Source organism: Croceicoccus mobilis (assembly GCF_001661965.1).
GTDB lineage: Bacteria > Pseudomonadota > Alphaproteobacteria > Sphingomonadales > Sphingomonadaceae > Croceicoccus > Croceicoccus mobilis.
In genome coordinates this window covers 893,851-907,030 of record NZ_LYWZ01000022.1, presented here as the reverse complement: position 1 = coordinate 907,030, position 13,180 = coordinate 893,851, and the positions used below count along the sequence as shown (strand labels likewise).

The following is a 13,180-nucleotide window of genomic DNA, read 5'->3' as shown; positions in this document are numbered from 1 at the left end:
GAGAGCAGGCAGCCGGGCGGCAAGCGCAGGATGCGGCTCATCCTCCGCTTTTCGCAGGCTTATCGCGGCTTGGCTCAGCCCTTTTCGGGGTCGAAATGCAGCGCCACGCTGTTCATGCAATAGCGCAGGCCCGTCGGCGCGGGGCCATCGGGGAAGACATGGCCCAGATGACCGTCGCACGATGCGCAGCGCACCTCGGTACGGATCATGCCATGGCTGGTATCGCGGATCTCGCGCACCGCGCCCTCGCTCACCGGCTGGAAAAAGCTGGGCCAGCCCGATCCGCTTTCATACTTCGTGTCAGAGGTGAAAAGCGGCGTGTCGCAGCCCGCGCAGCGGTAGAGGCCATCCTCCTCGCAATGGTAAAGCGCGCCGGCAAAGGCCCGCTCGGTGCCGCCTTCGCGCAGCACGTGATATTGTTCGGGGGTGAGCCGGTCGCGCCATTCGCGTTCGGACAGGTCCTTCTTCTCGGTCTCGGCCATGAGCTTCCTTTCATCGCCCGCGACCGGTCATGACAGCGCGGGCGGTTCATCCGTGGGTGTGGCAGCGATATGGGAAGCGGGATCGGGAGCGACAAGCAGCATCGCCCCATCGTGTCCCGTCACCACCAGCCGCGTGCCGACGGGCGCGTCATCGCCCGATGCGATCCATTCGCTGTCGCCATGCTTGACCCTGCCCGATCCACCCTCGATCGCGCTGGTGACGACGACACGCTGGCCGACCAGCCGCCCGCCGCGATCGTTCATCAGCGGATCGGCGCTCTCCATGCCATAGGCCGACAGCCATTGCCGCGCGCCCCACGCCGAAAAGACCGAGAACACGACGAAGATCAGGATCTGCCAGCCCACCGGCACATCGGCGAGCCCCACGATCAGCGCCGTGGCCAGCGCGGCCACGCCCATCCACATCAGGAAGATGCCCGGTACCAATAGCTCGGCACAGAGCAGGACGATGCCCAGCACCAACCATATCCAGACCGGATCGAAACCGCCGAGAAAGCTCATCTGTTCAACCTTATCCCGACCGCGGTCCTTATCCCGACCGCGGCACGCCGCTGCCGGCAACAGGGCGTGAACCCGTGGTGACATTGCCGCCGGTACCGGGCTGCGCCGCGCCGGCAGGCGGTGTCACCGCATCGCGCACCAATTCGCCGATACCGCCCAATGAGCCGATCAGCTGCGTCGCCTCGACCGGGAACAGGATGGTTTTCGCATTAGGCGACGTGGCGAAACCTTCGACCGCGCTCACATATTTCTGCGCGACGAAATAGTTCAATGCCTGCGTACCCGACGATGCGATTGCATCGGACACCACGCGGGTCGCCTCGGCCTCCGCGGCGGCTTCACGCTCTCGCGCCTCGGCATCGCGGAAGGCCGATTCCTTGCGCCCCTCGGCCTCGAGGATACGGCTCTGCTTTTCACCCTCGGCGCGCAGGATGCGGCTGGCGCGCTCGCCCTCGGCCTCAAGGATCTGGGCGCGCTTTTCGCGCTCGGCCTTCATCTGGCGGGCCATGGCGTCGGAAATATCCTTGGGCGGGCGGATGTCCATGATCTCGACCCGCGTAACCTTTACCCCCCATGGCGAAGTCGCGTGATCGACCACCGACAGCAGCCGCGCATTGATGTCGTCGCGCTTCGACAGCGTTTCATCAAGATCCATCGAGCCCATCACCGTGCGCAGGTTCGTGGTGGTCAGCGCCTGGATCGCGTTTTGCAGGCCCGACACCTCATAGGCCGCCTTGCCCGCGTCCAGCACCTGGTAGAACACCACCCCGTCGACCCCGACCATGGCATTGTCCTTGGTGATGATCTCCTGCCCCGGAATATCGAGCACCTGTTCCATCACGTTGATCTTGTGCCCCACCCTTTCGATGAAGGGGGTGATCAGGTGGAACCCGGGCTGGGCCGGCTTCACGTAACGGCCCAGCCGTTCGATGGTATAGACATGCCCCTGCCGCACGACGCGCACGCTGGTCGCGAGGACCAGCACCATCAGCACGATCAGCGCGATGAGAAATTCGATCACTGCGATTGCTCCCCCATTCATCCGGCTCTCGCGCCGGTCCCTTTATGGCAGCATGCGCAATTTCGCAGGCGTTGGCCAGCCGATTTGAAAGATGGTGCAGCCGCGATTCATGACGAAACCTGTAAACAATAAACCGATGGTCCTTTTCTGTTCACCCCAAAAGGCAAAGTCGTTAAAGGTCCGGTGACAATGGCATACGGCGAAATCTCTGGCCCCCGCCCGGAAACTGGCGGGAAGGCAGATCCGCGTGAGGCGAATCGCCTTGCCGAGGAACGCACAGCCGCGATTCTCGATTACGAGGTTCTGGATTCCGAACCCGAAGAGGCATTCGAGGAAATTGTCTTCATGGCTCGCACGGTCTGCAAGACGCCGACCGCGCTGATCAGCCTGGTCGATGAAGACAGGCAATGGTTCAAGGCCCGCCTCGGATTCGATGCCTGTGAAACCCCGATCGAACAATCGGTCTGCGCGAAGGGCATGCATTCGACCGAACTGCTTGTCATCCCGGATCTCAGCGTGGACGAGCGGACCTGCGACAATGCCCTCGTCACCTGCGACAAGGGCGCGCGCTTTTACGCAGGCGCGCCGCTGGTGACGCCCTCGGGCACGATCATCGGCATGCTCTGCGTGCTTGACCAGCAGCCCCGGCCCGCCGGGCTTGACCCGGCACAGCGCCGCATCCTCAAGGCGCTGGCCGGACAGGTCGTCGACCAGCTTGAGCTGAGGAAGGCGCTGCGCCAGGCCGCGCGCGAGGTGGAGCTGCATCGCAGCCAGACAGAAGTGCTCGAACGCACCAGCAAGCGCCTGCAGCTGGCCGAGGAAGCGGGCAATATCGGCGCTTTCGAGCTGGATATCGAGACGCGCCGGGTCAAGGTCAGCCCCGAATTCTGCCGCATCCACGGCTTCGACAATGTCGATGTCCTCGACGGCGCGGACATTGGCAAGCTGCGCAAGGTCCCGCTTGAAACCCGGATCGAGGATCAGGGCATTGCCGATGCCGATGGCCAGTTCAGCAACGAGTATGAGATCATTCGCGCCAATGACGGCGCGGTCCGCTGGGTCGAGATGCGCGCCCGCGTTGTTCCCGCTGATGGTGAAAACGGCGCGACCCTTGTCGGCATCGTCACTGACGTGACCGAACAGCACGCGGTTAATGAAGAGATCGCACACCGCCTGAAAAATACGCTGGCGCTGGTGCAGGCGGTTGCCGGGCATACGCTGCGCGGCGTGACCGACCCCGAACCCGTGCGCGAATTCAACCGCCGGATCGCGGCCATGTCGACCGCGCACGATCTTCTGCTCAGCCGCTCGAGCGCATCGGGCCGCATCCACGAGCTTGCCAGCAGCGTGTTCGACAAGCTGGGGATCGAGCAGAGGGTCGAGGTGACCGGCTGCGACTGCATGCTGTCTTCGCGCTCGGTGTTGACGCTGTCGATGATCCTGCACGAGCTGGGCACCAATGCGATGAAATATGGCGCGCTGTCCGTCCCCGACGGTCAGGTCGTGCTGCATGCCTTTTGCGAACCGGATGCCGAGGGCGAATCGCAGCTGACGCTGAGCTGGACCGAGAACGGCGGACCTCCCGCGCAGAAGCCAGAGCGCAGGGGACTTGGCACCCGCCTCATCGAACGCGGCGTCGACCCCGAAGGCGAAGTGACGATGGATTTCGGCGAGACCGGCCTCAGGGTGGTGATGACCGCGCTGCTTTCGAATATCGGCGCTTAGGCGCGCGGCGCTTGCCGCCGATAGCTCAGCGCCTCGGCCACATGGGTGCGGCCCACGCTTTCAGCGCCAGCCAGATCGGCAATCGTGCGCGCTACGCGCAAAAGCCGCGTATAGCCGCGCGCCGACAGCCGCATCTTTTCCGCCGCCTGCATGAGGAGGTCGCGCCCCGCATCATCTGGCGTTGCAAAGCGGTCGAGCGCATCGCCGGCCAGCCCCGCATTGTCGCGCATGGGCGTGCCTGCCAGACGACGCGTCTGAATGTCGCGCGCCGCCCTCACCCGCGCCGCCACTTCTGCGCTGCCTTCGGCCGGCGGCGGCAGGGCCAGATCGCGGACCGATACGGGCTCGACCTCGACATGCAGGTCGATGCGGTCGAGCAGCGGCCCCGACACTTTCGACTGGTAATCGGCTGCGCATTTCGGTGCGCGCGAACAGGCGAGCGCCGGATCGGACAGATGCCCGCAGCGACACGGGTTCATCGCCGCGACCAATTGCACCCGCGCCGGAAAGGTCACATGCGCATTTGCGCGCGCTACGGATACTTCGCCCGTTTCCAGCGGCTGGCGCAGCGAATCGAGCGCATTTCTCTGAAACTCGGGCAACTCGTCGAGGAAAAGTACGCCCAGATGGCCGAGGCTGACCTCGCCGGGGCGTATTTTCAGCCCGCCGCCTGTCAGCGCCGCGATACTGGCCGAATGATGCGGACTGCGGAATGGCCGCGCCCGGCTGATCTGCCCGTCCTGCAACAGCCCTGCGACCGATTGCACCATCGAGGTTTCAAGGATCTCCTCGGTCGTCAGCGGCGGCAATATGCCGGGCAGGCAGCTTGCCATCAGCGATTTGCCCGCACCCGGAGGGCCGACGAACAGCAGGTTGTGACCGCCCGCCGCGGCGATCTCCAGCGCGCGCTTGGCCGTTTCCTGTCCCTTCACCTGCTTCAGATCCGGACCGATCGCCGCATCGGCCACCCGGCCCCGATCGGGCACCGGCAATTGCTGCGTGCCCTTGAGGTGGTTCAAAAGGCTGACAAGATCGGGCGCGGCGACGATTCCGGTCTCGCTCGCCCAGCGCGCTTCGGCTCCTTGCGCGGCGGGGCAGATCAGCGATCTTTCGTTCTGCCCTGCGTGGATCGCGGCAGGCAGAGCGCCCGGAGCGGCGACGATTCGCCCATCCAGCGCCAATTCGCCCACGGCCACATATTCGGAAAGCTGTTCGCCATCGGTGATCCCCATCGCAGCCAGCAGGGCGAGTGAGATGGGAAGGTCGAAATGCGATCCTTCTTTCGGCAAGTCGGCGGGCGACATGTTGACGGTGATGCGCTTGGGCGGCAGGGCAAGGCCCATCGCGGCCAGCGCGGCGCGCACGCGTTCGCGGCTTTCGCCCACCGCCTTGTCGGGCAGGCCCACGATCTGGAAAGCGGGCAATCCGCTTGCCAGCTGGCACTGCACCTCGACGGCGCGCACCTCCAGGCCAAGATAGGCCACTGTCTGCACCAGTGCGACCATGATATATGCGAACCCTTGCGACTTTCCGGCCCAAGGCTATGAATCAGCGGCGCATCGCATGTCCAGCCCGCTTGGCGCTTGACTCACAGCCATCGGACCAGTATCCGCGCCTCCACAGCCGAGGCTGCCCGCTTTGGGCGGCCCTTTTTGTTGGCGCGGCGCGGTGTGATCCGCAGTTGCGCCGTAACACAGATTTGAATTGGGAATTACGCCATGAAGCGCACTTTTCAGCCGAGCAATCTCGTGCGTAAGCGCCGCCACGGTTTCCGCAGCCGCATGGCCACCCCCGGTGGCCGCAAGGTTCTGCGCGCCCGTCGCAGCCGCGGTCGCAACAAGCTGAGCGCCTGAGGCCTCACCGCCCACGCTCACGCGATTTGCGAGACGATATTCAAGACGCCGGTTCGGGATCGCCCGGGCCGGCGTTTTGCTTTTCCGCCCCCCACGCCTAGATTCCGCCCCATGACCACCCCTTCGGCACCCATCGTGATGCAGAAACGCAGCGACTTCCTCGCAGCAAATAAAGGCCTGCGGGTGGCGCGCCCCGGTTTCGTACTGCTGGCGCGCCCGAACGAAGTGGAGGGCGATACCATGCGCTATGGCATCACCATCACGAAAAAGGTTGGCAACGCGGTCGTCAGGAACCGCATGAAGCGTCGCTTTCGCGAATTGCTGCGTGCCGAACTGCCGCAACTGGGCCTGCCCGGGCACGATCATGTGCTGATCGGCCGCGATGGCGGGATCGAGCGTGATTTCACCAAGCTGCGCGATGAATTGCGCGCAGCCCTTACCCGCGCGGCCGAAGGCAAGGGCGATCCCCCGCGCCGGGGCAAGCCCAGAGGGCGGAAACCCAGGGGCAGGAAATAGGCCGATGAAATATATCTTCATCGCCATCGCCCGCCTGTGGCAACTCGGCCCCTCGATGATCCTGCCGCCATCGTGCCGCTTTACCCCGTCGTGCAGCGAATATGCGATTCAGGCCTTGCGCAAACATGGCGCGATTAAGGGTGGATGGCTGGCGACGAAGCGCCTATTGCGCTGCCACCCGTGGGGCGGGTGTGGCCATGATCCGGTTCCGTGAACCCATGGCCGTTTGGACTCTTCTGGCTTTTTTCGCCAAGCGCTCTTAAGCAGCGCGCCATTGATGGCTCAGCTTTAATTCGACTGGATTGGGATTTTGGAAAACCAGCGCAATATCATTGTCGCACTGGTCCTGGTGGCCTTGCTGCTCTTTGGCTGGGATTCGGCCATGCAGTATTTCTATCCGCAGCCGACGGAACCGGTGGAACAGACCACCGTCGATCCGACGGTCACGACCACCGCGGCAGAAGACGAAGCCCCGACATCGCGCGGCCGCGACCGTGAAGGCGGGCTGAAGAGCGCATCCGACATCGAGACCGAAGAACGCGACCTTGCCACCGCACTGGTCGAAGCCGACCGCGTGAAGATCGAGGCGCCGGCCATCTCGGGTTCGATCAACCCGGTCGGCGCGCGCATCGACGACCTGACGCTCAACCGCCACACCCAGACGGTTGCCAAGGATTCGCCGCCTGTCCGCCTGTTTTCGCCCGATGGCACCCCGGCGCAATATTTCACCCAGTTCGGCTGGGTCGGCCAGGGCGTGAGCGTGCCCGATGCCAACACCGTGTGGCAGACCGAAGGCGGCCCGCTTTCTCCCGACAGCCCCGTCACGCTGACGTGGAACAATGGCGAGGGCCAGCGTTTCGGGATCGAACTGACGGTCGACGACAATTACCTCATCACCGCGAAACAGACCGTCGCCAATACCGGCAGCGGCCCCGTGGTGGTGCAGCCCTATGGCTTCATCAACCGCACCAGCCGCACGGCCAGCGACGACATCTGGAACGTGCAGTCCGGCCCGATCTATAATCTCGACGGTTCGGTCGAGTTCGGCACCGATTACGACGATGTCGACGATGCGAAGGTGATCGAGGAACAGGGCCAGACCGACTGGCTCGGCTTCACCGACATCTACTGGCTCTCCACGCTGATTCCGTCGGATGCGAGCGGGGCCGAAGGCACGTTCCGTGCACTGGGTAACGAACATTACCGCGCCGACCTGATCTATGATCCGGTCACCATCCAGCCCGGCAAGCAATACAGCCGGACCACCCAGCTTTTCGCCGGCGCCAAGGAAAGCGAGGTCCTGTCCGCTTACGAAAAGCAGGGCATCAACAATTTCTCCTTCGCGATCGACTGGGGCTGGTTCTTCTGGTTCGAAAAGCCGATCCTGTGGCTCTTGAAGGCGCTGCATTCCATCGTCGGAAATTTCGGCGTGGCGATCATCCTTCTCACCGTCATCGTGCGCGGCGTCATGTTCCCGATCGCCCAAAAGCAATTCGCGTCCATGGCCTCGATGAAGGCGATCCAGCCCAAGCTGAAGGCGCTGCAGGAACGGCACAAGGACGACAAGCAACAGCTTCAGCAGGAGATGATGAAGCTGTACAAGGAGGAGAAGGTCAATCCGCTCGCGGGCTGTTTGCCGATGTTCCTGCAGATCCCCGTCTTCTTCGCGCTGTACAAGGTGCTGCTGATTGCGATCGACACGCGCCATCAGCCCTTCATCCTGTGGATCAAGGACCTGTCCGCGCCCGATCCGCTGCACATCCTCAATCTCTTCGGCCTGCTCGATTTCCAGCCGCCCAGCTTCCTCGCCATCGGCGTGCTGGCGCTGCTCCTGGGCATCACCATGTTCCTGCAGTTCAAGCTGAATCCGGCCCAGATGGACCCGGCGCAGCAGCAGGTGTTCATGATCATGCCGTGGGTGCTGATGTTCGTGATGGCGCCGTTCGCGGCAGGTCTCCTGATCTACTGGATCACCTCGAACACGCTGACCATCGCGCAGCAGCAGTACCTGTATTCGCGTCACCCGCAGCTCAAGGAAGCCGCGGCGCGCGAGGCCGAGGAAAAAAAGCGCAAGGCTGAAGAAGCCAAGGCGAAGGGATAAGATCGTGACCGAAGAGGAAGGCGCGCGCGCCGAATATGAAGAGCGCGCCCGCCGCCTGTTCTCCGGGCCCGTCAATTTCCTGCTGTCTGCGCCGCAGCTCAAGTTCCTGCCCGAACCCACCGTGCCGGAAATTGCCGTCGCGGGCCGGTCGAACGTCGGCAAGTCTTCGCTTTTGAACGCGCTGACGGGCCGCAAGGCAATTGCCCGCACGTCCGTCACGCCGGGGCGCACGCAGGAACTCAACTATTTCGACGTTGGCGATCCGCTCCAGTTCCGCCTTGTCGACATGCCGGGGTACGGCTTTGCCAAGGCGCCGCTCGCGGTCGTCAAGAAATGGCGCTTTCTTGTGAACGACTATCTGCGCGGGCGGCAGGTGCTGAAACGCACGCTCCTGCTGATCGACGCGCGCCACGGAATCAAGCCGGTGGATCACGAGATCATGGAGATGCTCGACACCGCGGCCGTTTCTTACCGCATTGTCCTGACGAAGTCGGACAAGATCAAGGCAAGCGAACTGGAAGCCGTGACCGAGCGCACCTTGGCCGAAGCGCGCAAGCACTCGTCAGCCTATCCCGAAATCTCGGTGACGAGCAGCGAGAAGGGTCTGGGCATCGCGGAATTGCGCGGCTTCGTGTTGGAGAGCGCGGAAGTCTGAGCGACCGGGCCTCACACTATTCAAATCTGGATAGTGTGAATTTTCAATATTGTTTGTCCCTATATTTCAAATTATTGCTTGCTCAGGGGTATCCTGCCCCTGGGGAGCATAATAATGAAATTGAGGATGCTTGGGTTGCTGCTTGGCAGCGCCTGTCTGGCTGCGTGTGGTGGCGGTGGCAGCGGCGGCGGCGGTTCGTCACCGGTCGTGACGCCTTCGCCCAGCCCCACGCCGACGCCCACGCCTTCGGGCCCCAGCTACACCGCCTATGCCGATCTGACCGGCAGCCAGCAGTTCAAGATGGCCTGCCAGACTCTCGATCAGGGTAGCGGCGTGTTCCAGTTGGGACCACCCATGGCCTTTTACACGGATCCCGGCGTGACCCTGTCCTATGACGCGTCGCAGGACAGCTATACCCTGTCGAACTATGGCGTGGAAGAAAGCTTCGGTTCCGCCGATATCGACAGCTCGGTCACCAATCCGGAGATCGAGATCGCCTATGCGAAGGACGATGGCACCGGCTTTACCAGCCGCCTGCTGATCGCCGCGCCGCAGCCGGGTGGGCAAGCGGTCGATTATTCGCGCGCGCTTTATGCCTTCGTGAAAAACGTGAACACCGGCTATGTCGAAACTTCTAGCTGCAATTTCGGCGTTCCGACGCTGCTGACCGACACGCCTTCGCAATCGCCGATTACCTTCACCGACTTCACGACCCGCGGCACGCTTTATCGCATCTACCCCGACGCGACATTCGCCGTGTACAACCTCAGCGGTTCGTCGCAGACGATGAGCGCCAATGCCACGACGGGCGAAATCACGATCTCGCTGGCGCTGAGCGGGGAGCTGGTGTCGGTCAACGGTACCAGCACCGTCCCGGCGTCGATCGACCTCGGGACCTATGGCGCGACGATCAATATCGACGGGGAAACTCAGGGTTTCGGCGGCATTTTCAACTATGAGGATCCCACGCTCTTCGCCCCGTTCGAAGGCTGGTTCTACGGCCCGCAGGGCACCGAAGCCGCCTTTGCCGCCGGTATTCAGGATACCGACGAGAATAATGTGCGCACAATCGGCACTTTCAGCTTCTTCGCTGCGCGCTGAATTGCAGATTGCGATGCGGGCTCCGGTATAGCGGGGCCCGCGTCCGGTGGCCTTCATCGGCTGCATGAACTTGCCGACACATATGATCGCGCCATGCTCTCAGGTGAGCGTGTGATAGCCTTGAAATTACGCTATTGCGTAACCTTATTCAGGTCCGTGGCAGCCTATTTTGGTAAAAAGCAACGCTCACACAAATCCCCAAGGATCTGAATAGAAATGATTTTCAATACCCGCCTCGCCGTCGTCGCCCTTTCGCTGGCCCTGCCCGCAGCAGCGCCCGTGGCCCATGCCGCGCCCGAAAAGGCGACCATCACCGTCGAGGCGCCCAAAGGTCTGAATGAAAAGCAGCTGAAGAGCTGGAACGAGATCAACGAAGACGCGCGCGACAATGCGAAGGATCAGGCGACGATCGAAAAGAAGATCGCCGAGAACGAGGAAGACCTGCGCGATGCGCAGCAGGATCTGAAGCACGCGCAGGACCGGCTGAAGGACAAGCAGGACGACCTGCGCGACCGTCAGGCGGATCTCGCCAAGGCGAAGAAGAAGATGGCCGAGATCGAGGCCCGCCGCGACAAGCTTTCCGCCAAGGCGCTTTGATCGCACGCGCCCGGACGCGCCGCATTTGCTTCAATAGCCGATGTAGCGTCCGGGCCGATGGTTCACCATCAGGATCGAATTGATCGCCAGCGCCGACAGGATCGATATCAGCCACGGCGTGATTTCCAGTGTCAGCAATGCCGCCGACAGGATGATGACATCGCCGATCATCTGGGTGCGACCCGCGTTCCAGCCTTTTGACCGCATCAGCACCAGCGCGACGATGCCCGAACCGCCCACGCCCGCGCCGTGGCGGGCCAGCACCAAAATGCCCAGCCCCGCCATCCAGCCGCCCAGCAGCGCGGCAAAGGCGGGGTTCACATCCTCCACCGACAAGCCCAGCGGTATGACAAGGCCGAGCGCCATGATCGCCACATTGGCGAACAGCGTCTTGAGCGCAAAGGCGCGCCCCATCGCGCACGCGGCAAGGAAGAAGAACGGGATGTTGATGATGATGAAGAGCGTCGTCGCCGGCAGCGGCACCAGATAAGACGCGAGCAGCGCCACACCCGCCATGCCGCCGGTCACCAGCCCCGCGGCTTTCAGCATCACGACCGAAAAGGCGATCAGGCTCGACCCGATGGTGATGGCGTAGAAATCCTCGGCCAGAGAGTGACGCCGACCATTGTTGAAAGGCGTGTGCTCTACGGCTTCGGCAGTGACGGTTTCATTCGATCGATGCATGGACGGTCCCGTTGACGACCAGCCATCCTCTTGCCCTTGCGGTCCATGCGCGCCCGCGCCTGCCGCCTCGCCCCGCTCTTGCTGACAAAGCGGGGCGATGGCAAGCCCCACTCCCCATTCGAGCGCCCTCGACTTGACCACGCTACAGGTCTAGTCAGCGCAGCCATGAAGCTCATCATCGGCAACAAGAACTATTCCAGCTGGTCCCTGCGCGGCTGGCTCGCAGCGAAACAGTCGGGCCTCTCTTTCGAGGAGATCACCGTCAATATTTCAGGCGAGGACTGGGAAGAGGCGAAGAAGAGCTGGGGCGATGTGCAGCCATCGTCGGGCAAGGTGCCGGTTTTGTGGGACGACGAGGTGGTGATCTGGGACAGTCTCGCCATCCTGGAATATCTCGACGACAAGGTGCGCGAGGAAGGCGGCGGCAAGGCAGGCAGCCGGTTCTGGCCCAAGGACCCGGTCGCGCGCGGGCTTTGCCGCTCTATGGTGGCGGAAATGCACAGCTCTTATGCCGCGCTGCGCAGCGAAATGCCGATGAACGTGCGCCGCCGGATGGAAGGGCACGCACTCTCCGATGCCGCAAAAACCGATATCGTGCGCGTCCTCACACTCTGGGCCGAGGCGCGGGCGCGTTTCGGTGCGGGTGGGCCGTTCCTGTTCGGCAGCTATTCCGCCGCCGATATCTTTTATGCGCCCGTCGTCAGCCGCTTCATGACCTATGGCGTGGGCGTCCCCAAATTCGCCGAGACCTATATGGAAGCGGTTTGGGAGCATGACTGGATGCAGGAGTGGATCACCGCGGCAGAGGAAGAGGACTGGCAGATCGCGGCTTTCGAGGTCCCTGCCGACTAAGAGCCGCCGACTGAAACGTGCTGCGCTTGCGGTAAAGCGCTGGGTAAACAGGCACAATCGGCTCATTCCGGCGGAACCGGGTCCCGGTTGCCGCGTTACCGCGCTACCCCCTCGGAGTTAGCCGGAAAGTCATCCCCCTTGAGACGCTATCTCATGAAGATCGAACCGCTCGAAAGCGAGGAGCAGACGCTTGTCGAATTCGAGGCGGATAATGATCGCAGCGCCATCGTGCACATGCGCCGCGAAGCGCTGGGCCGCCGCGCCGAGCTTTGGCACGAGGAGACTTTCGTCGCCTATATCACTCGCCACGCGAGATCGCGCGCACCGGGGCCGCCTTCCAATTTCCTGAACCGGGATGCGCGCGCACAACTGCCCGGTTGGGCGCAGGGCAAGCCGGGGCAGGAGGAGGAGCGCCGTCCCCATGGCTGGGGCTGGCGCAAGACGGCCGGCGGCAAGAACTAGGGGCGCATCAGTCGCCGATGCGCACCATGACATGCTGATAAGGCGTATCCTTCCACATGACATAGACCGGATCGGCAATGTCGGTGGAGATGCCCTCCAGCGCGCCTTCGCCCGGCAGGATCAGCATCAAATGCGGGCCTTCCTTGATCCAGTCATTATCCTCGGTCGGCTGGGTGGCAAAAGGATCGATATTGCTGACCCCTGCCGAATCGCCGTCCCCCATCAGCATGTATGAAACGCCGAAACCGCCGGGCGTGTAATCGCCCTTGGTCATGAAGGCGCCCATCAGCTTTTCCCATTCGGCGTCATTGCACATCGGGCCGATCACCGGCCCCTGCGGATAACAGGTGTAGCCGTTGGTCCCCTCTTTCAGCACATTGCCTTCAAGGTCCTTGTAGGTCGCATCCTTCGCGATCGAAGCCGGGGCGGCCCCGGCGGCACTGGCAATGAGTTTCGACTTGTCGCTGTGGTGCTCGGCCAGCGCGGCTCCGGCAAGTCCGGCGGCGGGTAGCGCCACGATGACCGCGGCGATTGCGAATGTCTTTCGCATGGCATTCCCTCCTTCTGGTTTTGCGACCCATCGTGTTTTCGGGCGACCCAGTCGGAAGA

General features: G+C 63.0%; 16 protein-coding genes. 10 read left to right on the top strand and 6 right to left on the bottom strand.

The annotated features are described in order from the left end of the window. Window positions 1–74: 74 nt before the first annotated feature. The 3 genes from msrB to A9D13_RS11915 are packed head-to-tail and all read right to left on the bottom strand — an operon-like array spanning window position 75 to window position 1,992. Window positions 75–482, bottom strand: a complete 408-nt coding sequence (msrB, locus tag A9D13_RS11925; RefSeq protein ID WP_066773752.1) for a peptide-methionine (R)-S-oxide reductase MsrB — start codon at window positions 480–482, stop codon at window positions 75–77. Between the two features lie 27 nt (window positions 483–509). Then, window positions 510–1,004: an NfeD family protein gene (locus A9D13_RS11920; RefSeq protein WP_066774125.1), complete on the bottom strand. Its 495-nt coding sequence runs from the start codon at window positions 1,002–1,004 to the stop codon at window positions 510–512. 28 nt (window positions 1,005–1,032) lie between these two features. Then, window positions 1,033–1,992 (bottom strand): SPFH domain-containing protein, encoded by a 960-nt coding sequence (locus tag A9D13_RS11915; RefSeq protein ID WP_373288739.1) that lies wholly within the window; start codon window positions 1,990–1,992, stop codon window positions 1,033–1,035. A gap of 222 nt (window positions 1,993–2,214) precedes the next feature. Between A9D13_RS11915 and A9D13_RS11910 the strand changes: the two genes are divergently transcribed. Continuing rightward, window positions 2,215–3,750 (top strand): HWE histidine kinase domain-containing protein, encoded by a 1,536-nt coding sequence (locus A9D13_RS11910; protein ID WP_066773750.1) that lies wholly within the window; start codon window positions 2,215–2,217, stop codon window positions 3,748–3,750. Here the strand turns inward: A9D13_RS11910 and A9D13_RS11905 are convergent. Continuing rightward, window positions 3,747–5,255: a YifB family Mg chelatase-like AAA ATPase gene (locus A9D13_RS11905; protein ID WP_066773748.1), complete on the bottom strand. Its 1,509-nt coding sequence runs from the start codon at window positions 5,253–5,255 to the stop codon at window positions 3,747–3,749. The genes A9D13_RS11910 and A9D13_RS11905 overlap by 4 nt on opposite strands. 213 nt (window positions 5,256–5,468) lie before the next feature. On the opposite strand from A9D13_RS11905, the gene rpmH reads away from it, so the two are divergent. The 7 genes from rpmH to A9D13_RS11870 all read left to right on the top strand — a co-directional run bounded on the left by rpmH (window position 5,469) and on the right by A9D13_RS11870 (window position 10,573). After that, window positions 5,469–5,603, top strand: a complete 135-nt coding sequence (gene rpmH, locus A9D13_RS11900) for a 50S ribosomal protein L34 (RefSeq protein ID WP_066773746.1) — start codon at window positions 5,469–5,471, stop codon at window positions 5,601–5,603. A gap of 111 nt (window positions 5,604–5,714) precedes the next feature. After that, on the top strand, window positions 5,715–6,119 hold the full coding sequence (rnpA, locus tag A9D13_RS11895; protein WP_066773744.1) for a ribonuclease P protein component: 405 nt from the start codon (window positions 5,715–5,717) through the stop codon (window positions 6,117–6,119). A gap of 4 nt (window positions 6,120–6,123) precedes the next feature. Beyond that, window positions 6,124–6,333 (top strand): membrane protein insertion efficiency factor YidD, encoded by a 210-nt coding sequence (gene yidD / locus A9D13_RS11890; protein ID WP_066773742.1) that lies wholly within the window; start codon window positions 6,124–6,126, stop codon window positions 6,331–6,333. Between the two features lie 96 nt (window positions 6,334–6,429). Continuing rightward, the gene (gene yidC / locus A9D13_RS11885; protein WP_066773740.1) at window positions 6,430–8,220 is read left to right on the top strand and encodes a membrane protein insertase YidC; all 1,791 of its coding nucleotides are present in this window, start codon (window positions 6,430–6,432) and stop codon (window positions 8,218–8,220) included. A 4-nt stretch (window positions 8,221–8,224) separates the two neighbouring features. Further along, on the top strand, window positions 8,225–8,875 hold the full coding sequence (yihA, locus tag A9D13_RS11880; protein ID WP_066773739.1) for a ribosome biogenesis GTP-binding protein YihA/YsxC: 651 nt from the start codon (window positions 8,225–8,227) through the stop codon (window positions 8,873–8,875). 114 nt (window positions 8,876–8,989) lie between these two features. Continuing rightward, entirely contained in the window at window positions 8,990–9,976 is a 987-nt protein-coding gene (locus tag A9D13_RS11875; RefSeq protein ID WP_156522022.1) for a hypothetical protein, read from the top strand. A 216-nt stretch (window positions 9,977–10,192) separates the two neighbouring features. Beyond that, the gene (locus tag A9D13_RS11870) at window positions 10,193–10,573 is read left to right on the top strand and encodes a hypothetical protein (RefSeq protein WP_066773735.1); all 381 of its coding nucleotides are present in this window, start codon (window positions 10,193–10,195) and stop codon (window positions 10,571–10,573) included. Window positions 10,574–10,603: 30 nt separating this feature from the next. Here A9D13_RS11870 and A9D13_RS11865 read toward each other — a convergent pair whose 3' ends face one another. Continuing rightward, window positions 10,604–11,257 (bottom strand): YitT family protein, encoded by a 654-nt coding sequence (locus A9D13_RS11865; protein ID WP_066773731.1) that lies wholly within the window; start codon window positions 11,255–11,257, stop codon window positions 10,604–10,606. Window positions 11,258–11,422: 165 nt separating this feature from the next. Here A9D13_RS11865 and A9D13_RS11860 point away from each other — a divergent pair, with 165 nt between their 5' ends. Both A9D13_RS11860 and A9D13_RS11855 read left to right on the top strand, forming a co-directional pair. Beyond that, complete coding sequence (locus tag A9D13_RS11860) at window positions 11,423–12,109, top strand: glutathione S-transferase family protein (protein ID WP_066773729.1); 687 nt, start codon at window positions 11,423–11,425, stop codon at window positions 12,107–12,109. Window positions 12,110–12,262: 153 nt separating this feature from the next. Next, window positions 12,263–12,571, top strand: a complete 309-nt coding sequence (locus A9D13_RS11855; RefSeq protein ID WP_066773728.1) for a hypothetical protein — start codon at window positions 12,263–12,265, stop codon at window positions 12,569–12,571. A gap of 7 nt (window positions 12,572–12,578) precedes the next feature. Here A9D13_RS11855 and A9D13_RS11850 read toward each other — a convergent pair whose 3' ends face one another. Next, window positions 12,579–13,121, bottom strand: coding sequence for a hypothetical protein (locus A9D13_RS11850; protein ID WP_066773726.1), 543 nt, complete (start codon window positions 13,119–13,121; stop codon window positions 12,579–12,581). Window positions 13,122–13,180: the final 59 nt, after the last annotated feature.